The sequence below is a fragment of the Cupriavidus sp. WKF15 genome (assembly GCF_029278605.1).
In the GTDB taxonomy this organism is placed as follows: Bacteria; Pseudomonadota; Gammaproteobacteria; order Burkholderiales; family Burkholderiaceae; genus Cupriavidus.
Genome location: NZ_CP119574.1, coordinates 539,986 through 559,667, shown reverse-complemented (window position 1 = coordinate 559,667; position 19,682 = coordinate 539,986). Strand labels below are relative to the sequence as shown.

Annotated in this window: 19 protein-coding genes and 3 pseudogenes; 8 read left to right on the top strand and 14 right to left on the bottom strand. The window is 61.9% G+C overall.

Annotation, left to right across the window (positions count from 1 at the left end):
* Positions 1 to 365: 365 nt before the first annotated feature.
* Positions 366 to 1,274 (bottom strand): LysR family transcriptional regulator, encoded by a 909-nt coding sequence (locus CupriaWKF_RS32555; protein WP_276103456.1) that lies wholly within the window; start codon positions 1,272 to 1,274, stop codon positions 366 to 368.
* Positions 1,275 to 1,361: 87 nt separating this feature from the next.
* Complete coding sequence (locus tag CupriaWKF_RS32550) at positions 1,362 to 2,042, bottom strand: YciI family protein (RefSeq protein WP_276103455.1); 681 nt, start codon at positions 2,040 to 2,042, stop codon at positions 1,362 to 1,364.
* Positions 2,043 to 2,136: 94 nt separating this feature from the next.
* Here CupriaWKF_RS32550 and CupriaWKF_RS32545 point away from each other — a divergent pair, with 94 nt between their 5' ends.
* Positions 2,137 to 2,337: a hypothetical protein gene (locus tag CupriaWKF_RS32545; RefSeq protein WP_276103454.1), complete on the top strand. Its 201-nt coding sequence runs from the start codon at positions 2,137 to 2,139 to the stop codon at positions 2,335 to 2,337.
* A 29-nt stretch (positions 2,338 to 2,366) separates the two neighbouring features.
* Here the strand turns inward: CupriaWKF_RS32545 and CupriaWKF_RS32540 are convergent, their stop codons facing one another.
* The 7 genes and pseudogenes from CupriaWKF_RS32540 to CupriaWKF_RS32510 all read right to left on the bottom strand — a co-directional run bounded on the left by CupriaWKF_RS32540 (position 2,367) and on the right by CupriaWKF_RS32510 (position 7,457).
* The gene (locus CupriaWKF_RS32540) at positions 2,367 to 2,957 is read right to left on the bottom strand and encodes a TetR/AcrR family transcriptional regulator (protein ID WP_276103453.1); all 591 of its coding nucleotides are present in this window, start codon (positions 2,955 to 2,957) and stop codon (positions 2,367 to 2,369) included.
* A gap of 89 nt (positions 2,958 to 3,046) precedes the next feature.
* Positions 3,047 to 4,039: a zinc-binding dehydrogenase gene (locus CupriaWKF_RS32535; protein WP_276103452.1), complete on the bottom strand. Its 993-nt coding sequence runs from the start codon at positions 4,037 to 4,039 to the stop codon at positions 3,047 to 3,049.
* A 316-nt stretch (positions 4,040 to 4,355) separates the two neighbouring features.
* Positions 4,356 to 4,769: a hypothetical protein gene (locus tag CupriaWKF_RS32530; RefSeq protein WP_276103451.1), complete on the bottom strand. Its 414-nt coding sequence runs from the start codon at positions 4,767 to 4,769 to the stop codon at positions 4,356 to 4,358.
* Between the two features lie 377 nt (positions 4,770 to 5,146).
* Positions 5,147 to 5,878 (bottom strand): alpha/beta hydrolase, encoded by a 732-nt coding sequence (locus tag CupriaWKF_RS32525; RefSeq protein WP_276103450.1) that lies wholly within the window; start codon positions 5,876 to 5,878, stop codon positions 5,147 to 5,149.
* Positions 5,879 to 6,066: 188 nt separating this feature from the next.
* Positions 6,067 to 6,222 (bottom strand): annotated as a pseudogene (locus tag CupriaWKF_RS32520) (DNA-binding response regulator); the annotation flags it as partial.
* 141 nt (positions 6,223 to 6,363) lie between these two features.
* Entirely contained in the window at positions 6,364 to 6,927 is a 564-nt protein-coding gene (locus tag CupriaWKF_RS32515) for a hypothetical protein (protein ID WP_276103449.1), read from the bottom strand.
* A 263-nt stretch (positions 6,928 to 7,190) separates the two neighbouring features.
* The gene (locus CupriaWKF_RS32510; RefSeq protein WP_276103448.1) at positions 7,191 to 7,457 is read right to left on the bottom strand and encodes a hypothetical protein; all 267 of its coding nucleotides are present in this window, start codon (positions 7,455 to 7,457) and stop codon (positions 7,191 to 7,193) included.
* 230 nt (positions 7,458 to 7,687) lie between these two features.
* On the opposite strand from CupriaWKF_RS32510, the pseudogene CupriaWKF_RS32505 reads away from it, so the two are divergent.
* Positions 7,688 to 8,117, top strand: a pseudogene (locus tag CupriaWKF_RS32505) (MarR family transcriptional regulator).
* Here the strand turns inward: CupriaWKF_RS32505 and CupriaWKF_RS32500 are convergent.
* Together CupriaWKF_RS32500 and CupriaWKF_RS32495 are read right to left on the bottom strand one after the other, a co-directional pair.
* Positions 8,114 to 8,902: an enoyl-CoA hydratase gene (locus tag CupriaWKF_RS32500; protein ID WP_276103447.1), complete on the bottom strand. Its 789-nt coding sequence runs from the start codon at positions 8,900 to 8,902 to the stop codon at positions 8,114 to 8,116. The pseudogene CupriaWKF_RS32505 and the gene CupriaWKF_RS32500 overlap by 4 nt on opposite strands.
* 157 nt (positions 8,903 to 9,059) lie before the next feature.
* Positions 9,060 to 9,656, bottom strand: a complete 597-nt coding sequence (locus tag CupriaWKF_RS32495; protein ID WP_276104093.1) for a DJ-1/PfpI family protein — start codon at positions 9,654 to 9,656, stop codon at positions 9,060 to 9,062.
* An 88-nt stretch (positions 9,657 to 9,744) separates the two neighbouring features.
* Between CupriaWKF_RS32495 and CupriaWKF_RS32490 the strand changes: the two genes are divergently transcribed.
* A complete protein-coding gene (locus tag CupriaWKF_RS32490; protein ID WP_276103446.1) occupies positions 9,745 to 11,076 on the top strand; it encodes a PLP-dependent aminotransferase family protein in 1,332 nt (443 codons plus the stop codon).
* 930 nt (positions 11,077 to 12,006) lie between these two features.
* Here CupriaWKF_RS32490 and CupriaWKF_RS32485 read toward each other — a convergent pair.
* On the bottom strand, positions 12,007 to 12,729 hold the full coding sequence (locus CupriaWKF_RS32485) for a hypothetical protein (RefSeq protein WP_276103445.1): 723 nt from the start codon (positions 12,727 to 12,729) through the stop codon (positions 12,007 to 12,009).
* Between the two features lie 144 nt (positions 12,730 to 12,873).
* Here CupriaWKF_RS32485 and CupriaWKF_RS32480 point away from each other — a divergent pair, with 144 nt between their 5' ends.
* Entirely contained in the window at positions 12,874 to 13,452 is a 579-nt protein-coding gene (locus CupriaWKF_RS32480) for a TetR/AcrR family transcriptional regulator (RefSeq protein ID WP_276103444.1), read from the top strand.
* Positions 13,453 to 13,554: 102 nt separating this feature from the next.
* On the top strand, positions 13,555 to 13,878 hold the full coding sequence (locus CupriaWKF_RS32475; RefSeq protein WP_276103443.1) for a DUF302 domain-containing protein: 324 nt from the start codon (positions 13,555 to 13,557) through the stop codon (positions 13,876 to 13,878).
* Here the strand turns inward: CupriaWKF_RS32475 and CupriaWKF_RS32470 are convergent.
* Together CupriaWKF_RS32470 and CupriaWKF_RS32465 are read right to left on the bottom strand one after the other, a co-directional pair.
* On the bottom strand, positions 13,850 to 14,986 hold the full coding sequence (locus tag CupriaWKF_RS32470; RefSeq protein ID WP_276103442.1) for a zinc-binding dehydrogenase: 1,137 nt from the start codon (positions 14,984 to 14,986) through the stop codon (positions 13,850 to 13,852). The genes CupriaWKF_RS32475 and CupriaWKF_RS32470 overlap by 29 nt on opposite strands.
* 617 nt (positions 14,987 to 15,603) lie before the next feature.
* Positions 15,604 to 16,545 carry a LysR family transcriptional regulator gene (locus tag CupriaWKF_RS32465; protein WP_276103441.1) on the bottom strand — a complete coding sequence of 314 codons (942 nt, stop codon included), beginning with the start codon at positions 16,543 to 16,545 and terminating at the stop codon, positions 15,604 to 15,606.
* A 255-nt stretch (positions 16,546 to 16,800) separates the two neighbouring features.
* On the opposite strand from CupriaWKF_RS32465, the gene CupriaWKF_RS32460 reads away from it, so the two are divergent.
* The 3 genes and pseudogenes from CupriaWKF_RS32460 to CupriaWKF_RS32450 all read left to right on the top strand — a co-directional run.
* A complete protein-coding gene (locus CupriaWKF_RS32460; protein WP_276103440.1) occupies positions 16,801 to 17,736 on the top strand; it encodes an NAD(P)H-binding protein in 936 nt (311 codons plus the stop codon).
* Between the two features lie 166 nt (positions 17,737 to 17,902).
* Positions 17,903 to 19,150, top strand: coding sequence for an MATE family efflux transporter (locus CupriaWKF_RS32455; RefSeq protein ID WP_276103439.1), 1,248 nt, complete (start codon positions 17,903 to 17,905; stop codon positions 19,148 to 19,150).
* A gap of 138 nt (positions 19,151 to 19,288) precedes the next feature.
* Positions 19,289 to 19,609: pseudogene (locus CupriaWKF_RS32450) on the top strand (DNA/RNA non-specific endonuclease); the annotation flags it as partial.
* Between the last annotated feature and the right edge of the window lie 73 nt (positions 19,610 to 19,682).

The window sequence follows — 19,682 nt, the reverse complement described above, 5'->3', positions numbered from 1 at the left end:
TGCCGGCTGACAATCCCATTGGAAACGGATGCAGCGTTAACTACCAGTGAACATGACGCCGTCGACACAGGCACCAGGAACGGAGGCATGGCACGTTGGCCAGTGCGCACGTGAAGCGGCCTGGAGTGACACGGACAGCCGCTTTCGGCGTCATGATGAGGTGTGCGCAGGTGGCCTTTTGGACGTGCACACAGTGGTGGCGCGTAGTGTGGTCGCACTGAACCAATGGTTCAAAGGGGCGATTGTCGTGGCGCCCTGCGGCCGCGCAATCGTTGTGATTCCTTGTTGACAGCAGCGGCACAACTAGTGTGGTGAGGTGTCGAATTGGCGCACCGGTTCTGAGGGGCCGGCGCAATTTGAGGCGCTTATTTCCAGCTCTCAGCGTATTCCCTCAATTCCTTTTCAAGAAACTCTATCAGCGCCCGCTTTGCGGGTGACGGGAAATGGCTGGGCAGCGTGAGAATATACAGGCTGTTTAGTTGCCCGACGATCCGGTACTGCGGAAGGACTTGCTGGAGATTCCGGGCGCTCGACCCGCACATGGCGTATTTCGGCAGAATGCCGATTCCCATGCCTTCGAGCACAGCATCGAGAATAAAGGGGTAGTCTGCCGATTGCAGCGTTGGCTGGATATGGATGAGCTGGGCGTCTGCATCGTCATTTCGATTTCTAAGCTCGATCGTCGTTTCCTGGCTCGGCGGCAGCCCGATAAAAACCTGCGAGGCGAGGTCAGCAGGGTGGTTAATCGGTCCGTGTCTCATAAAATAATCCGCGGATGCGCAAAGAACCCAGTCAATGGAGCAAACTTCACGTGCGACGTAATCCAAAGGAGGTGTTCGCTCGATGCGCAGCGCGATATCGATTTCGGAAGCAATCAGATCTTCGACCCTGTTACTGAAGGTGATCGTCAGCGAGATTCCCGGATGAATCCGCGCGAATTCACGTAGCTTCGGCCCGATGAACAGCCTGCCAATTCCGGTGGGTACGCTGATGCGAATCCGACCCGTCAACGTGTGCCCAAGCATGTCGATGGATGCGCGGGCGTTGTCCAGATCATCAAGCGTGCGCCGTCCGGCGGCATAGAGTACCTGGCCCGCTTCGGTCAGCTCGAAACTGCGTGCCGATCGTCGGACAAGTTGCGCGCGTGTTTCGCGCTCGAGAACCTTGAGTCTCTGGCTGATGTTTGACTTCGACATATCGAGCTTGCGCGCTGCCGCAGCCAGGCCATGGCACTCCACAATCTCAACGAATAGCGTGATCAGGTTCAGGTCCATTCGGCGTACTCGATACGTGGCGGAACCAGGTGCGCTTTCGCTCCTATGACCGGGCCTTATCCACAGAAGGCCCGGTCAGTATGCGCTTCAACGTCTCTCGATCAATCCTGCATTCAATCCGAACAGCCGCCACTCTGAAAGCGCGTAAGTTTCATACACGCCCTCGGCGTGGTACGGGTCCTCTAATACCAGCGCCATCGCCTCGTCTTTCGACTGTGCCCGATAAATGAGCAGTGCGCCCGAGTCGTCTGCGAAAGGACCGGCTATCATCAGCGCGCCTTTCGCCCTGATCGCCCGCGCATACGACCGGTGCGCAGGCCTCACCCGCTCGATGCGGGAGTGGTCGGAAACGTATTTCGCGTAATTGACATAAAGCCTCGCGGGGCGTGCGTCCGGTGCGAGCGACGTAGCATCAGAGGCGCGCGGATCCTTGGGCTGAGCTTGCCGATCCGCCGTGACGAGCGAAGCGGCAAGGGTCTTGACGTCGACGTTTCTGCTAAGCACGGCCCACTCCGCCAGGCGATAGTCCGCAATCGCACCTTGCAGAACGAACGGATCTCTTTGCGCTAACGTCTCAGCTTCCTGTTCAGACGCAACCTGATAAACGAGCAGGACACCGCCGGCCCGCCCGTCGTCGTCCAGCAATGGCCCCCCCATCACTAGCCGGTCGTGTTCGCGAAGTGCATCTGCATAAGCAACGTGTTCGGCTCGGGACGCGTTCACTCTGTCCTGATCGTGAACGTACTTCGCGTAGTTCACGAATTTCATTGAGCCAGGATCTCCTGATAGGACTTCAGAAAGCGTGGGAAGCGCAGGCGCCGCGGCTTGCACGGCAGCGTCTTGGGAGAGCGAGGACGCTGCCATGGCCGAGGACATGTCGGCAAGCGCAAGGCCTGCGACGCCTGCGGCGGCGGATACAAGGAAGCGGCGGCGTGACAGATCTTGTGACACGATGTTGTCCTTGAGTTGGGGTATCTGTGATGAAGGTTGGTTAGTGCGCTTCAATGCCGAGGATGAACTCGCGAGCCAGCCGGAGACGAACGATCCGCGCATTCTCGGGTGACGTGGCGCAGTCAGATATCGAACGTCGTTTTACTGTCCCTTCGAGGCTTTCACCAGTACGGCATGCACCGCCTTCAGTATTTCATCGGACAACGACGGGTCGCTTTTTGCGACAGCACGGGCGGCGGCCATTGCCCCGATCTCCGCCGCGACAATGGTCATCGCCAGACGGCGCCGTTCGGCCTCGGGCATAGATTCGTCAAGCACGGCCTCGAATGCGCTCGCCTTTTCCTGAAACCCTTGGGCGAACCGCGCGCTGATGTCCTTTCCATGTCGCCCGATTTCGCTAGCCGACGCCGTCATCGGGCAACTCATGCCAGGATTGTCGCGCCGCAGTGGCGAAAGCAAATAGTCGAGATATTCCGACACGCTGCGCATGCGGCGCGTTGCCTCGCCGCGGAACGCTTCGCGGCTCCGCGCCAGGCCCTGCGAAAAGGCTTCCGTCGCAAGATCGTCCTTCGAGCGAAAATGCGCATACAACGCCCCATGTGTCAGCCCGGCTTCGCGCGCGATTTCCGCAACACCCACGCCATCGATACCTCGTTCGCGAAACAACCGACCGGCCGTGGCCAGCAAGGCCGCGCGGTTTTCGTCAGATTGCTCTCGTCTTACATACACCATGAATGTCCCCCGATTGATTCGGTGTTAGACCACTTTTCGGACTGATGCACATGCTCCATGTCTCGTTGAACTTCGAAAGCGGCTTTGGACTACGGCCTCAGGACGACCGCTCCGATCACCTCCCTGCCTTCGAGCATTCGGTGTGCGCGACATGCTTCGGCGAGCGGGATCTCTTCAGCGATCCGAACGTTGATGTTTCCGGCCACTACGTGGTCAACCAGGAACTGAAGGCCTTGACTCGTTCTCTCGACATCGTCGTAGAGCACTGGCAGGTAGAATCCGGCGAGGCTTTGGCATCGGGTCATCAAGCGACGGGGTTCGACAGGTTTTCCGGGGCCACGGGCTGACCCAAAGATGACGCAGCGTCCGAAGTCGGCCAGGCACTCAAAGTTTCGTTCGAACACATCCCCGCCAATTGACTCCAGCAGTACATCCACTCCGCGACCACCCGTCGCCTGCAGTACCTGACTGGGCCAGTCTGGTCTTTCATAGTCGATCGCGAAATCTGCGCCCATTGCGAGCGCATAATCACGTTTCTCTGGTGTTGCCGCCGTCGCAATGACGGGGCCGGCACCCATGATTTTCGCGATCTGGACCGCAATGCTGCCGACCCCGCCGCCGGCCGCATGCACGAGGATGCTTTCCCCCGCTTTGAGCACCGTTGACGCGGTCAGCAGACAGTAGGCGGTCAGCCCTTGCATGGGAATCGCGGCCAACACCGCTTCGTCGGCATCATCGGGCACCACGACGCAATCTGGACCTGGTGCTATCAGGTATTCGGCATAAGCCCCTTTGCGGACGTGCGCAACGACCTTCCGTCCATGCAAGGCCCGGTTCGCTGTCGGGCCAAGCGCGACGACCGTTCCGACGGCCTGCGAGCCCGGAACGTGAGGAAATGAGATGCCCCCGACACGTGTGGACGCCTGATTGTAGACACCGAGGCGCTGCCGCACGTCGACGAAGCTGACGCCAGCGGCAGAGACCCTGATCAAAACCTCCTCATCGCGTGGAACTGGAACTTCAACATCAGACAAGCCGAGCACATCTGCTTCGCCAAATGCGTTCAATTGAATGGCTTTCATAATTTTCTCTTGCTCGGCTCAGCCGGATTCCGTTCGACTCAGTCTAGGATTAATTGTGGTCGCAATCAAGATGGGCGCGACAAATGCGCGACTCGTCGGGTATAGAGACGCGCCTACACGGCGTGATCAACGCTGTAATTCGAGAGAGGAAAAGCTCACATTGCAGGCAGCGGCCCAGTCGGTACCGCACAAGCGCTGACGCGCCGCTGGCCCTCAACTTGGGAGGCGTCAACGGGTTCGAAGGCATCGCCGCTGTCTGTACGCTCTTACGGCACCCGCGCCATGGTCTCGCTGACGCCGGTGCGCGATCAAAGCCTCAGGCCTCGGGCTCGTAGTCCCACATGCCGACACCCAGGCTGTCGCCAAGGCTTGCCTTCATCCTGTCCCGAAAGATGCGCAACGCGGGGAACGGGCGAAAAGCGATAGTGCGCTCGACCAAGAGGCCATTAGCGTCGTCCACCAACAGCTCCAGGCTTTCAAGAGGATGACCGTCAATTGTGCCTTTCCAGCGCAGCAGCGTGGTGTTGGCGTCAATCTTGCACTCAAGGACGTACTCGCCTGGACTTCCCCGGGTGGTGCTGGATTGGACCAAGGTTCGCGCAACCGCATCGCGCCCGGCAATAGGGCGTACAAGAAGCGGGCTGTTGAAGACGACGTCTTCCGCCAGGATGGCGGCAATCGCCTCATACGTGGGAACGCTTGTTTCCCTGAGTTGACGGAGTGGGTGCATGCGATGCCTCCTGGTTGGGGTGTGTGCCCCGTCTAGTCTTTCAAAAAAGCCGTCTCGCTCCGGCGGCTTCGAGTTTGATGAACGCGTGGTGGGATACGGAAAACGGGTTCAGATAGTGACGGAGCCGCGCTGCACAACCAGCGCAAACCAAGTGCCGACTGCTTATCGGGTCTCCTGAATCTCTTCACCATCCTTACATCGTTGGCTCATTCTGGATTGGCCCCGGCCGCCTGACAATCCCATTGAGACAGGACGCAGCGTTCACCGCTAGTTGACGTGGCGCCGTCAATGTCAGTCTCCCAAAAACGGATGGGCAGGCACGTCGCTCAGTGCGCACTTTGGGGGTGACGATGCCCGTTAGACGCAACTTCCTTTTCTTACCTGTGCGCCTCAACAGCGTGCACGGCATCGAGAACGACCTTTGCCACTTCCTCGGGTCGCGACTGCTGGGGGACATGGCTTGTCGGGAGACTCGTCACCCGTGCACCAATCTTCTTCGCCATGGCCCGCTCCAGATCCGGCTGGATCATCCGGTCGTCTTCGCTGACGATGTACCACGAAGGCTTCTCAGCCCAGGCAGCAACCGTCGTCTTTTCGCCAAATGCCGTGGCCTTGACCGGCCCCTGCGTGGCCGCCATGACGCGTGCCTGCGCGGCCGGGACATCCTGCGCAAAATCGCTGGCCAGCGCGGCCTCGGGAAGCGACAGGTAGCCTTCGGTATCCACAACCAGCTTGGCGCTGCCGGGCGCGGGTGCGAATCCCTTTCCCGCCTCTTCCGTCGACTGCCCGGCATCGGGTGCGAAGGCAGCCACATAAACCAGTGCGGAGACCTTGTCATTCGCGCCCGCCTCGGAGATGACGGTGCCGCCCCACGAGTGGCCCACCAGAACGACCTTGCCGGACTGATTGTCGATGGCACGACGCGTGGCAGCCACGTCGTCTGCAAGCGAGTTCAGCCCGTTCTGAACGGCCTGAACCTTCACGCCTTTCGCTTGCAGAAGCGGGATGACTTTCGCCCAGTCAGAGCCGTCGGCAAAGGCGCCATGCACGATCACAACGGAAGGCTGGTTGACGTCGTCCGCTGCAAAGGTTGGCGCGCTGACGGCCATGCCGAATGCCAGCAGCGCGAGAGGGGCAAATTTGCGATTCAACATATCGATTCCTTTTTGGGTAATAGGTAAACTGTGGGAGTTGGCGAGCCGTGTCGATGGCGCCGCCGACTTCTACTGCACGGTCACCGCCTTTCCGGTGTCCTGGTAGTCGTAGGCAAGCTTTCGACAAGCGCACACGTCGAGCCCAGGTCAACGGTATTGGCTTCCAGGAACGACCGCATATGCCGGCCATCGGGCGCCACCGTCACACGCAGACCGTTCTTGGTGAGATAGGCCGAGACCAATTCGCGGATTTCCCAGTCGTCATCGACGATCAGGATGTGGTCGACGTGCGAGTCCATCGATTTCACCTCGGCAGCCCTGTGATCGATTGCTGCGGGAAGCTGGGGCGCGTCCTCCCGCCACGGCCGTGCCTGACGTTGACGTTTGCGCACCCAAGTCTGGTGCGACGGATTGCCCAGATCGCCGCCTGCGTTTGAGGTTTAGCCGGTACTCGGCGCGCCTTCTTTTCTTGCCACGCTGTTCTGGATTTCAATGGCCTTGATGCTCTTCGCAAAGGCCTTTGCCAGAACGTGTCTACCGATGGTTCCGAGCACGAGCCCGAGCACCCGTCCTTTGATGTTCTTTCCTTCCCGCACCACGACCGCGTCCAGCGCGGTCGTCCCGTCAGGCAGACGCGTGAACGTATAGGTATGGCCTGACCGGCCTCCCCATACGTTGGAGTCGGTTGTCGTCAAGACGACACAATCGGGATCCGACCAGTCGTAATGCAGTCGTTCCCAGATGCCGCCCGAGCCCTCCGTGACGTCGGCCTCGAAGGCGCCCCGGTGATGCACCTTCAGGTATTCGTCTGCGCTGTTGCCGAAGAGCTCCGAGCGACCAGGACCGAAGTCAGTCAGCGCAGCGACAAACTGCTCGGGCGTCGAAGTGGTCTTATAGTGAAAGTGAATTGTCGACATGGTGAGTTTCTTCGTCGGGCGTGGGCCCTGATCCTGAAGCAGGATGATGCCTCGCAGCATGCTGTCCTGCATGGTGGCATCGCCCATGCAATTGCCCGAGCGCCCCCACCCATGTCGGGGCCTGCCGGGAGCGGCAACCGCGTCAAGGTGTGGGCCGTCACGCGGCTTTTGTCCTGATAGGAGCGGGCCTGTTGCGCCGAGGCATTTGCTAATGATTGGCCCTTTCCGTCGCATCTCAAATGACAAATATGCCGCGATTCAGGACACAAACTAATAATGCAGGCGCAAAGGCTGTATGGGTTCGCGATGGGCGATGAAACCTGAGATGAGCATAGAGCTGTTCCGGAACGTCACCTGCGGGACGAGCGTATTCGGCCCGATGATGTCCTCTCGCAATGGAGCGAGCGCCTGCGCGAATCCCTTCCCGGCCAGCGTGGATGGCAAGCCGCGGAGGCGAGCTCGGAGCTGCCCGGCTTTCCCGTCTCGCGGCCTATCGACTGAAGGGGATTGCGCGGAATTCCGGCGCGGATGTTGATCGCCTTCGGCTCATACGACAGCGCCGTGTACACGGAGATAAAAAAGCAGATGGCGCCGAGGGCGGTCAGGAAGTCGTCCATGATTCCTCCTTGTTTCCCCGCCATGTTGGCCGTCCCGCTTTCGGGGCAAGCGCTGCCAGACTTCACTCGCACTTCAGCGTATCGGACCTGACCAAGGAGGGTATGGCTCCATCGTAAGGTCAATGCACCATGACATTCAAATAATTGTCATGGATACAATCGGCGGCATTGACAGGGGTGCATGGTATATTCGCATACGAACTAACTCCCACGTCCAAGCGGATCCCGATATGGAACATCACCTTGTCTATCTGTTGAATGTGGGCCAGCGGCGCCTGCAGCGGTGGTCACAAGCGCGAGTGGCCGGAGGCGGCGTGACTGCAGCCCAGGCAGGGCTCCTGTTTTTCCTGGGAGGCAACGACGGTGCGCTGATGAGCGAGGCGGCTGCCGCATTGGACCTGGGGGCACCGGGGATGAGCGGCCTTGCCGACCGTACGGAAAAGGCGGGGCTAATCGAGCGCCGGCCGGACGAGTCCGATCGCCGTGTGTCACGCCTATGGTTGACCGAAGCCGGCCGCGCGCCAGCGCTCGAAAGCCGGAATGAAGGCATTGAACGCCAAACTAACGAAAGGCTTCACCGAGGCCGAGTTGGATATCGTCGCACGGTGGCTGACAAGCCTGCAGACAAAATTCCCGGCCACTGACGACAGCGAAGCCTAGCCCTGGACAGCGCGGGCCGCGATTCGCATGAAATCAGGCTTGCGCTTCTCGGCAAAGGCCGAGAAGGCTTCCCTCGCTTCCGCACTGGCGAGCCGCTCCTCGAACCGGGCGCTTTCGCTCGCCATTTGCGCGACCAGTCTTTCCGCGTCGCGCATCAGCGTCTTCATTGCGTTCAGCGAGCCAGACGGCTTCCCGGCAATCCTGCGGGCCATCCGCGCCGCTTCCTCCCGCAGTTGATCGGTGGCGCAGACTTTGTTGGCGATGCCCCATGCAACGGCGTTTTGTGCATCGAGCGGCTCGCCCAGCGCGAACATCTCGAAGGCCCGGGCATGTCCAATGCGCAAGGGCAACAGGTAACTCGAAGCCGCCTCGGGAACGAGGGCAAGGTTGACGAACGGCGTGATGAGTTGTGCGTCTTCGGCGAGCACGACGTAGTCACAATGAAGCAACATGGTGGTGCCGACGCCGACCGCCTTGCCGTTGACTGCGGCAACGAGCGTCTTCGTCGCATTGGCGAGCGCGTGCAGGAAGCGATGCACGTTCCGTTCGCCGGGCCCCTTTCCCGCCGCGATCGCCGCAAACTCCCCCACATCACTGCCGGCCGTGAAGCTGTCTCCATCTCCCTGCAACAGCACGACGCGGATACTGTGGTCCTGCTGCGCCGCGTCGATCGTATCGGCCAGCACGCCGTACATCTCGTTCGTCATGGCATTTTTCTTCTCCGGCCGGGCAAGCGTAATGGTCAGGACGCCGTCGCTCAGGTCAAAATGGATTTCCGGGGTCATGGTCGACCTCTAGGTGGGTTGGGTGATGAATGTCACAGGCATTCACTAGGTTCGCATGCGAAGTATATGTACATTTCGTATGCGAAGTAAACGGCTCGAGAATTCCCGTGCCAGCCACCAGAGATCGCTCCCCCTCCCCCGTCAGCCTCAGTGAGCCTCAGAGGAATGGCGAAATGTTCCGCAGCGCGCGCGCCACAAAGGCGTCCTTCTCCCCGACCGGCGCGACGTAGTGAATCGCACTGCACGCAGCATCCACGCCTTTCAGTCGTGCGATGAACCAGGCAGCCAGATACGGCGCCGACAAGCAACCGCCCGCAGTCGCCACGTTCCCATGGGCCACAAATGGCTGATCCAGCACGGCGACTCCGGCTTCCTGCACCCACGACTTCGTGGTCAGGTCTGTGCACGCCGGCACGTCGCCCAGCAAGCCGAGTCTAGCGAGTATCAACGTCCCCGAACATTGCGCACCGAGCAACTGACGTGTCGGGTCCAGCTTCAATTGCGACATCAGTGCCGTATCGGCGACAACATCGCGCGTGCGCACCCCGCTACCGACCAGCACCGCGTCCGCCTCGCAGGCCTCCTCGAGCGAGGCCTGCGACTCCATCACCAGGCCGTTCATCGAACGTATGGTGGCAGTCGGACTGGCGATCGACACGCGCCAGTCCGACTGCGTGACCCGGTTAAGGATGTTGAAGGCGATCAGCGAGTCGAGTTCGTTGAAGCCTTCGAAGGCCAGGATGGCGATGTGCACGGCGAGCCTCAAGTGTGTGTCCTTGTACAGGCCCATTCTGGAGCGGATAATCAATACGCTCAAATAATTGTCATGGATACACTCCAGCATGCGCCAGGCTCGCTACAAGCAACTGGTCGACCGCCTCGCGGACGACATTCGCGCCGGGCGATTGCGTCCCGGCACGCGGCTGCCGACGCACCGCGACCTTGCGGCGCGCGAAGGACTCGCGCTGGTCACAGCCACGCGCGTCTACGCTGAGCTTCAGGAAATGGGGCTGGTGAGTGGAGAAACCGGACGCGGCACGTTCGTCAAGGAGGCACTGCCCCGTGGCCAGGGCGTCGACTTGCTGGCCTGGAGCGCCGACACGGTCGACCTGAGCTTCAACTACCCCGCCTTGCCGGACCAGACAGAACTCCTTCGGACGGCGCTGCGCCAGCTCGCAGCCGCGGGCGAGCTGGAAGCGCTGCTTCGCTACCAGCCTCACGGCGGGCGCGAGCACGAACGCGAAGTGGTGGCACGGCATCTGGCGAACCGCGGCGTGCCGGCATCAGCGGACACCGTCCTGCTGACGAGCGGCGCCCAGCATGGATTGACGATGACAGCCATGGCCGCGCTCGAACCGGGCGACGTGGTAGCCGTGGACGCCCTGACTTACCCGGGATTCAAGCTCGCCGCCGAGGCCAACCGCCTGGAACTCGCGCCGCTTCCAGCCGGCGCACAGGGCCCCGATCTGAACGCATTGCTGCACTTGTGCACCCAAAGACGGGTTCGCGCCGTGTACACCATGCCGACGCTGCACAATCCGCTCGGCTGGGTGATGAGCGCAAGCCGACGTCGGCAGTTCGTCAGCATTGCGCGCCAGCATGGCCTGCTAATCATCGAAGACGCCGCCTACGCCTTCCTGGCCGATGATGCACCGCCTCCGTTGGCGTCGCTCGCGCCGGAGACAACAGTGAATGTATCGAGCCTGTCAAAGAGCGTGGCAACGGGGCTGCGCGTCGGCTTTGTTTGCGCCCCGCGCGAACTCGTACCCAAGCTCGAGAGAACCATCCGCGCGACGACCTGGAATACACCCGCGATCATGACAACCATGGCCTGCGGCTGGATCGAGGACGGCACGGTGGCAAGACTGGAAGCCGCCAAGCGACAGGATGCAGCGGCGCGCCAGCGTCTTGCCTCTGAAGTGCTCGGCGGGATCAAGCGAATCAGTCATCCCGCTTCGTACTTCGTCTGGCTTCCCCTGGAAGAGGAGGTCCGCGCGGACGCGATCGCCATGGCGCTGATGCGGGAGCGGATCTCGGTCTCCACGGCGCATCCGTTCTCTACGTCCGGTACGGTTCCGCGTGCGATACGGCTGGCGCTGGGCTCCGTCAGCATGGACGCGCTCAGGCATTCACTTCAGGCGGTGGCCCGCGTGATTGCCGATCATACCTACTGACGGTGCTTCGCGCGGCCTGATTGCAACCCGGTAAAAACAATGCACGACGAGTCTCGCGCACGCCAGCCACAACAACGCGCAGACAAGCCCACCGGATCGGCTGCCCGCCGACACGCGCGTAAAGCGTAATCGCACCTTGAAACGTTCCTTAGCCAGGCGTCGAATTCGGCATCGACTGCTCTGATGGTACCCGGCGGAAAGCACCCGAAGAATACGATGTCTAGTCGTAGTCAAACACCGGTCACTGGTATCACTACCCCCGCGACGGAGAAGGGTTGTCGGATACGGCCAGTTGCTCCTCTAGCTTGAGTCGGTCATTCGAAACCGGCTTGCGCCATTCAAGAAACTGGACGCCGTCGAATCGCATTCATACCGATATGCCCCAGACCCACTGATCTCGAAATCACACTGACGAGGCGCGCTGTACAAATGGCTGCGCAGACGACGATCGCCTCCCTCCCCCTCCGTTGACCGGGTTCGGCCATAAGCGAGGTTCGCCGATGCGCCAGGCCGGACATCCGAATGTCTGCTACGAGCAAATTGCGGCCCCGCCCGTCGTTGACATTCAGGGCGGAGCCTCCGCTGTTTCCCTTTTTCTAACTAGCCACCTTCAGCAGAATTTTTCCGCCCTTCTCGGCATGGACGATCGCAGCACCGATTTCCTCGAGTCCGTATTCCGCCGCGATGGGAACTGACATCTGCCCGATACCACCATCTGCGCGGCTGACACCATCGGTGATTTGATTGGCGAAGTGAGGGTTTCCTATCGAGAAGCCACGAATAGTCAGGTCTTTGAAGATGATGGGCTTTCATGGCCGGAACCCCTTTTACTGGTGCACGGAAGGTTCAGCCAGAGCAAACCATTCGTGCCTTTGGGATTTGAAGGGGTAGTACGCGCCACAACGCGACAAGACTGTTCAGAACACAGGCTCAGTCCGTGCGCCATGCAACCGAACGAAAATCGATGGACACGAGAAGCGGGTCAGCGATCTTTTGTCCTGCCGTGTCATAGGCATAGACGCGACGCGACATCGGGACGATGATGCCGCCAACGTTCTGATAGTTCGATGCGTAGTTGGCGCCGGGCGCACCATTCACCACCTCCACTGTGAAATCGTGGCGGCGCAGCAGGCCGTCTTTGCCGAAATAGGAGATCTGCTCCCGGCTATGGCTCGCAATCGAGTCCGGGAACGTCACCTTCAGCCGCTGCCACACCTCTCCGTTTTCTTTCCATTCGGGCAACACTTCCGTATGGAAGCCTGGGTATGTATAGAGAAACGGTATGGTCAGGTAGGTCCAGAGGGCGTAGCTGCCAAAGTACAACGCATGCAAGCGGTCCCACTGGGTCTGCAGAGTATGGCCTTCATACGACGTCCTTGGCGCGTGGCGCTCTTCGATCCAATCTCCTTTTAACGATTCGATTCGCACCAGGTCCGGCGTGAAATGGCCTTTCCAACCGGCAGTCTGCGACGTCATCGCAAGGCGTTCCGTTCGCAGGTCCGCCTCCAGTTCGACGTCCCTGAACATTTCAGGTTGCCCCTTGACCTGCCATAGGGCACCGCCGATATCCAGTCTGGCGGATACGGCGCGGAGCTTCCTCCAGTTCTTGATCCCTCCGTGGGCCCCGACTGCTTGTTCAAGTAATGCGCTCATCAACTGCTCCTTTCACTGATATGCCTTTCCGCCGATTCACGCGGCTGCCGGCGCGGTATAATGTGCAGGTCATTCGCACTGCAGAATCAGTATTACGTTCGTACTGCAGATTGTCAAGTATCAGTGTGTTGGGATTGCTAAGCAATGGGACATTCACAAGCAGAGAAGGCGGCCAGCCGAGAGCGCATCCTGGACGAAGCCGCACGTCAGATAAGCGAACGAGGGCTTGATAGCGTTGCTGTGGCGGAGTTGATGCAGAACGCGGGCCTCACCAAGGGGGCCTTCTATGGGCATTTCGAGTCTCGCGACGCAATGATTGCCGAGGCGGCCAGGCGCGCCATGGATAGAGGCCAGACCAAGCTCGATGCGCTTTTTTCGCGCAAGAAGAAACCCACTCTTGAACAAGTAGTGGATACGTGGCTTGATCCCGCTCATGTGGCCGATCCGACGGGCGGCTGCGGCATTTGCACGCTCGCCGGAGAAGCACGCTACGCAGGCCCGCAGGTCCAGCAGGTCATTGCCGAACAGTTCAACAAAAACGTGCAGCAGATTGCGCAGACCATCGGCAGCGGCGAGGCGGCGACCGCCCGCGCAACGGCGATTCTCACCGCCATCGTCGGCGCGGTGAGTATGTCGCGGGCGGCGGGTGACGCCAGCCTTGCACGGCAGATTCTCGCAAACACAAAGGTGCTAATCATGCAGGCCAACCCTACTGCGATTTGAAGCAGGCACGTCGTTGTGAATGCTTAAACTGCGACCGTCTCGTTCAAGCCAGAGACGGCCGCGGCATCTCCGGCAGAAGCCGGCGGCCAATTGGACAAGGGCATGACGATCTTCGCACGGATCGAACGTGCTGAGGCCGCACGCAACGCCGGTCTGGCAATGCCGCTGACCCATGGCAACGCCAAGCGGGGAACGCCATTGATGCTCGCGGCACCCAGCGTTGCGCTGGACTTGCCCCTGGTGCGCGATGACTGCCAGGGCAGTATCTGGGTGAGCTTCTACACCGCCGAGGAACTGGAAGGCGCTCACCCATTGCCGGCCGGCAGCGTAGCGCCGCTGACTATGGCGCAGAGGCAGATTCTTGACACGGTGGGCGCGCAAGGCGCCCCGGGGCGATTTATCCAGCCAGGCCCTTGTTCGGGTTGATCAGGTACTTCTCCCCCGTCGCACGCTTGTTGTAGACGGCGATCACGTCCAGGTCCAGTGCCTCGGCCAGCGAGATCTCTTTCGAGTAATGGCTGGCAAAGGTGGTCTTCAGCTCCGCCACCACGCGTTGCTTCAGCGCGTTGGCCCGCTCGCGCCCGATCTTTTGCAGGAACGGGAACACCAGCCAGCCGCCCATGCCCCACGCCATGCCGAAGTTGCGGTTAAACTCGGTCGGGCTTGTGTCCAGGCCGCCGTAAAGGTAGACCTGCTTGTGGGTGGTCGAGCCATAGCGGCTGTATTCGCGGGCCGACTTGTTCAAGGCTGCTTCCATGCAGGTGAGGATCTGGCCGCCGAGCTTGCCGCCGCCCGTGGCGTCGAACGCGATCGTTGCGCCAGTGGCGACGAGTGCCTCGGTGAGGTCCTGCATGAACGTGGGCGACGCGGCGTTGCAGACGTGGACCGCACCTTGTGCCTTGAGCAGGTCCACCTGCTCTTGCTTCCGCACGATGTTCACCAGCTTGATGCCATCCTTGAGACAGATCTGATTGAGCATCTGGCCCAGGTTGGACGCCGCGGCGGTGTGCACCAGGGCGCTATGTCCTTCGAGCCGCATGGTCTCAACCATGCCCAGTGCGGTGAGCGGGTTGACGAATGACGACGCGCCGTCAGCAGGCGTGGCGCCTTCGGGAAGGACCAGGCACTGGTCCGCGGGAATGCAGCGGTACTGCGAGTACATCGCGCCGCCGATGGCAGCCACAGTCTTGCCCATCAAGGCTTGCGCCGCAGGGGACGAGCCTGCATCGACGACCAAGCCCGCGCCCTCATTGCCAACCGGCATGGACACATCCAGGCGGCCCGCCATGCTGCGCATCGCGCCTTCCGGAACACGCGCGGTGACTACGGGGCGCTCGGCCGTGCCGCTGGCCTTGGCTGTGCTCATGTCAGCAGCACCGAACAGCAGACCGAGATCGGACGGGTTGAGGGGAGAGGCTTCAATGCGGATGAGCACTTCATCCGGGCCGGGGTGCGGCGTGTCGATGCTGTCTAGCGACAACTCGAGTTCACCGCTGCTCTTGATTTTCGAACGAAGTTGAAGTGCGGTGCGCATTCGATGTCTCCTCCTTGGGCTGTCGGTTTGCGGTGAGCGGGCAGCAGCGTGGGGCTGTTTTTGCCAGAAGTCAGCAATGTAGCAAGTTCCTGCGAATCCCGTACTGGGCTGGAAATTCAGGCCATGCGTCGGCCGACGGGCCATCATGCATCGCACTGATAGCGGTGGATGGCGGTCAGCCCTCCACCTGTCGTTCGCCACGTCATTGGCAAATCCGACAACATTAGTCTGATCTCCTCCATTGCCGCCTGCTCGTCTGAGTTGGAACAATTAAACCGGCCTGCTGCGGAGAATGGTCGGGTAGCGCCGACCCGCGCCCTCCCCTCGGGCACCTGAAGTCGGCCATGAAACGTCATTGGCCCGCGCGGTCACTCGGTCGTTCGAATGTCGGCTTCAGCCCCGCTAACGGACTTTCGTCTCCGGCGGCGACGAAAGTGGCTTCGTTACTTTCATTGGGTAAATTCAAGCCGCGCGCCCGGTCTCAATTCGGCCGGGCATCAGGCCGGCCTGCGAGCGATTATTTCCGCCACCTCAGTTGGGGCCGGGCACCATTGTGCCCAGCCCGCAAGCGGATCCCTCTCCCCGTCAGTCGCCGTGCGCCGCAGGCATGCCTGCGCTCACGTCGTCGAAGGGGCCGAGACCATCCGATAGCCCTGGGCGGCACCGGCGGCGGCGATCGCTGCCGGCACCTGCCGCCGCAGCCACGCGTGCGCCGGATCGGCTGCGTGGCGCGGATGCCATGCCATGACTACCGTCTCGCCGCGCGGCAGGAACGGCAGCGGCACCACCACGAGACCGAGGCCGGGCGCCATCGCCCGCCCCAATCGCTCGCTGAGAGTGGCGACGAAGTCGCCCCGTGCGGCGATGACGGGCGCCGCGCTGGCATTCGCCACGGTGAGCACGACGCGCCGCGCCAGGCCGAGCGCGGCCAGCGCGTCATCGACTGCCGATGGCGCGCCTGCGCGGCGCTGCACGTCAATGTGCGACTGTGCTGCGTAGCGGCGCGCGGTCGCAGGGCGGGCGGCAAACGGATGACCGGCGCGCACGACCGCGATCAGAGATTGGGGGAACAGGTCGACGACTTCGATCTCGGGTTCTCGCGGCCTGAACGTACCGATGTCGAGGTCGACGCGACCGTCGCGCAGCGCACCGTCGTCGTCTTGTGTCTCGGTCACGAAGCGTAACTGGGCGCGCGGCATTTCTGCCGCCAGCGCGGCGCCGAGGGCACCGCCGAAGGCGATCGCGAAGCCGTCCGGCGCGCGCACGACGAAGCTCCGTTCAGTGGCCGCCAAGTCGTCACCGCGCGGCGCCTGCACCAGCGCCGCGGCCTGCGCAATCCACTGCGCCACCGGCTCGCGCAGCGCCACGGCACGCGGTGTGGGCACAAGGCGCCGGCCAGCGCGCACCAGGAGCGGATCGCCAGTGAGTTCGCGCAGGCGCGCGAGCGCGTGGCTGGTCGCCGGCACGCTCAGGTGAAGCCGATCGGCGGCGCCGGTGACGCTGCCGGCGGCCAGCAACGCGTCCAGCGTGCGCAGCAGGTTCAGGTCATATGTTTTCATGCCGTGCAATATTGGCTTCAGAACATTGCACTAGTCAAGTGGGTCCTTCAGACCCACACTAGCCCCATCGCGCACCCTGTCCGACGCCGGCGGTGCGGTTTCAACGCAGTAGACGGTCGGCGCGCGCTCGATCAAGGCGATCGCGGGCGAAGAGCTTCCGTGTCGCGGGAACTGAATTTCAATGACTGTCGCATGCGCAGTATGCAGCGCCGATTCCTATCCCTTCCCTCACAACCTGATTCCCAAGGAAACGTTATGACCCCCCTTTTAGACATCGATTTTCCCATCCTCGTGACCGGCGCCGCCGGGGCGGTCGGCGCCATCGGCCGCAGCGTCACCGAGATGCTGCTGGCCCAGGGCCACAAGGTGCGCGCCATGGTGCGACGGGAGGACGCGCGCGCGGAAGGCCTTCGCCGCCTCGGCGCTGAGGTGGTAGTGGGCGACCTGACCGACCTCGCGTCGGTGCATTGCGCCGTCGAGGGCTGCAAACGCATTTACTTCGGCATGTCGGTCTCCGCGGCCTATCTCGAGGCCACCGTCAACATTGCTGCTGTCGCCCGTCACCACGGCGTCGAGGCCATCGTGAACATTTCGCAGATGACGATCACGCAAATGAGCATCACCGAGACAACCGACAGCCCCCAGCACAAGCTGCACTGGCTCGCCGAGCAGGCGCTTGCGTGGTCCGGCCTGCCGGTCGTCACGATGCGGCCGACGGTGTTCCTGGAAGGCTTCTTCCTGGCGGCCGCCGCGACGGGCGTGCGCGACAGCGATGCGCTCGTGCTGCCACTTGGCGGCGGCCGCACCGCGCCCATCTCTGCGGTGGACGTCGCGCTCGCCGTCGCCTTGGTGCTGGACGAGCCGGCTGCGCACATCGGCCGCATCTACAACCTCACCGGTCCCGAGTCGACCGACCTGACGCATTTCGCGAAGATCTTCTCCGAGGTGCTCGGGCGCGAGATCATCTACCGCGACGTGCCGGTTGACGCCTGGATCGGCAGGATGCGCGACGCCGGTCTTCCGGCGCATCTGCTGGCGCACCTCGCCGCGATGGCGCGCTTGCATCAGCAGGGCCGCTACGACCGCATGACGGACGACTTCACGCGGCTGACGGGCCGTGCGCCGATGAGCATGCGCGAGTTCGTGGAGGCGCACGCTGCGGAATTCACCCGAGCCGCCGCGACCGCCTGAACCACGACCACGCATCCTCTTACAAACGATCATGCCCGCTACGCTTGCCAATCAGGCCGAGAAGATTTCTCCGCCTCCGGATAACCTGCCGGCCAACAGACTGCTCCACGGTCCGTTGTTGTCAAATTTGATCCGCCTTGCCTTGCCGACGGTTGCAGTGCTGTTCATGACGACCTTGGTCAGTGTCGCCGAGACCTATTTTGTCAGCGCACTAGGCGTGAAAGCGATCGCCGCCGCATCCCTGGTGGTTCCCGTCATGGTCATGATGACCACGATAGCGAGTGCCGGCATCGGGGGCGGGGTGTCGTCGACGATCGCCCGCGCCACCGGCGCCCGCCGCCAGGACGAGGCGGAAAGCCTGGCCTGGCATGCGGTGATCACCGGCGCCATGGCAGGTGCACTGTCCTCCCTGGTGGTGCTGTTGGCCGGACCGGCACTGTACCGCAGCCTGGGTGGCAGCGGACCATCGCTGGACCAGGCGGTGCTCTACTCCAACATCCTGTTTGGAGGCGCGATCCCGTTCTGGATACTCCTGCTGCTGCAGGCGGCGCTGCGCGGCGCCGGCAACGTCAAGGTGCCGGCGATGATCATCCTGGGCGGCGCAGTTGCCGGCCTGATACTGTCACCGGTACTGATTAACGGCTGGCTGGGTGCGCCCCGCATGGGTGTGGCGGGCGCCGGCGTCGCCCAGGTGCTGTGCAATATCGCCGCGCTGGGCGTGGTGGTCGTCTACATGCGTTTGCCCTCGTCAACGTTGCGCCTGCGCCGCTATCCGCTGCAACGCAAGCATTTCAGTGCGATGCTTGGCGTCGGCTTGCTGTCGTCGATCAACGCCGTCATGTCGGCCACCTCAGTCAACGCGCTGACCGCTGCGGCCGGTGCCGTGAGCGTCGCCGCCATCGCCGGCTACGGCATTGCCTCACGCCTCGAGCTGCTGCTGGTGCCGGTGATGTTCGGATTCGGAACCGCCGCGATCACGCTGGTGGGCACGAACCTGGGTGCGGGCAACGTGGCGCGTGCCCGGCGCGTGGCGATCGTGAACGTACTGTTTGTTGCCGGCGTGGTTGGCCTGGGCGGACTGGTTGTCTCGCTCTTCCCGCAACTCTGGCTGGGCTTGTTTACCAGCGATAGCGCCGTGATGGCGGTGGGCGCCCAATACCTGCATCTGGTAGCGCCTTTCTATGCGGCGATCGGCGTGATTTTCGAGCTCTACTTTGCAGGTCAGGGCGCACAACGCATCCTCTGGCCGATGACCGCAAGTGTGGTGCGCTGCGTATTTGCGCTGACTGCCATGGTGCTGGTCCTGCAAGGCTACGCAAGCTTGCATACGGCTTTCGTACTGGTGGCCGTCAGCATTGCCGTGGCAGCGACCATTAGTCTGGTTGGATTTCTGCGGACCCGCTGGGACCGCTAGACACCAGGGCAATGGCCAGCCTGCTCAACTGATCGCGTATTACCCGAGAACGTCGATCGGCTTGCGGTGTGGGCAGCCAAGTTGTGCACACGGGGAACACCTGATATCTGAACACATTGGGTCTGCATAAAATATGGTCCCCAGGCCCCGCAGAATAATAGAAGGAGCTGGGCGGGCATCGAGAAGGCAACACGAAAGTACGTCCAGCGCGCCACGGGGGATGTGTACGTCATTACGGGACCGGTGTTCGGGACTGCCGCCCCAAACACCATTGGACCCGACCAAGTGTAGGTGCCGCAATACCGGTTCAAGCTTGTGTACGACCCGACGTCCCATCGAGCTTGGGCTCACTGGATTGAAAACTCAGATTCCGCACGCGCCGGCCGTCCCATCAGCTACCGCGAACTTGTGAAGCGAACTGGCGTGGAGTTCCTTCCCGGCGTTCCCTTGACGGAATGAGGTCTCACCCTGGCATGCTGACGTTTCGTCGTCATCATCATGCGATGTCCAACTTACACCAGCGGGCCATATG

Bases quoted from the DNA above. Each gene is read 5' to 3' on its own strand.
- CupriaWKF_RS32540 (WP_276103453.1), bottom strand. From the start codon at position 2,957: ATGGTGTATGTAAGACGAGAGCAATCTGACGAAAACCGCGCGGCCTTG.
- CupriaWKF_RS32545 (WP_276103454.1), top strand. From the start codon at position 2,137: ATGGCCGAGGACATGTCGGCAAGCGCAAGGCCTGCGACGCCTGCGGCG.
- CupriaWKF_RS32510 (WP_276103448.1), bottom strand. From the start codon at position 7,457: ATGGACGACTTCCTGACCGCCCTCGGCGCCATCTGCTTTTTTATCTCC.
- CupriaWKF_RS32470 (WP_276103442.1), bottom strand. From the start codon at position 14,986: ATGCGCACCGCACTTCAACTTCGTTCGAAAATCAAGAGCAGCGGTGAA.
- CupriaWKF_RS32475 (WP_276103443.1), top strand. From the start codon at position 13,555: ATGACGATCTTCGCACGGATCGAACGTGCTGAGGCCGCACGCAACGCC.
- CupriaWKF_RS32485 (WP_276103445.1), bottom strand. From the start codon at position 12,729: ATGAGCGCATTACTTGAACAAGCAGTCGGGGCCCACGGAGGGATCAAG.
- CupriaWKF_RS32490 (WP_276103446.1), top strand. From the start codon at position 9,745: ATGCGCCAGGCTCGCTACAAGCAACTGGTCGACCGCCTCGCGGACGAC.
- CupriaWKF_RS32460 (WP_276103440.1), top strand. From the start codon at position 16,801: ATGACCCCCCTTTTAGACATCGATTTTCCCATCCTCGTGACCGGCGCC.
- CupriaWKF_RS32530 (WP_276103451.1), bottom strand. From the start codon at position 4,769: ATGCACCCACTCCGTCAACTCAGGGAAACAAGCGTTCCCACGTATGAG.
- CupriaWKF_RS32465 (WP_276103441.1), bottom strand. From the start codon at position 16,545: ATGAAAACATATGACCTGAACCTGCTGCGCACGCTGGACGCGTTGCTG.
- CupriaWKF_RS32525 (WP_276103450.1), bottom strand. From the start codon at position 5,878: ATGGCCGTCAGCGCGCCAACCTTTGCAGCGGACGACGTCAACCAGCCT.
- CupriaWKF_RS32480 (WP_276103444.1), top strand. From the start codon at position 12,874: ATGGGACATTCACAAGCAGAGAAGGCGGCCAGCCGAGAGCGCATCCTG.
- CupriaWKF_RS32455 (WP_276103439.1), top strand. From the start codon at position 17,903: ATGACGACCTTGGTCAGTGTCGCCGAGACCTATTTTGTCAGCGCACTA.
- CupriaWKF_RS32500 (WP_276103447.1), bottom strand. From the start codon at position 8,902: ATGACCCCGGAAATCCATTTTGACCTGAGCGACGGCGTCCTGACCATT.
- CupriaWKF_RS32555 (WP_276103456.1), bottom strand. From the start codon at position 1,274: ATGGACCTGAACCTGATCACGCTATTCGTTGAGATTGTGGAGTGCCAT.
- CupriaWKF_RS32535 (WP_276103452.1), bottom strand. From the start codon at position 4,039: ATGAAAGCCATTCAATTGAACGCATTTGGCGAAGCAGATGTGCTCGGC.
- CupriaWKF_RS32550 (WP_276103455.1), bottom strand. From the start codon at position 2,042: ATGAAATTCGTGAACTACGCGAAGTACGTTCACGATCAGGACAGAGTG.
- CupriaWKF_RS32515 (WP_276103449.1), bottom strand. From the start codon at position 6,927: ATGGGCGATGCCACCATGCAGGACAGCATGCTGCGAGGCATCATCCTG.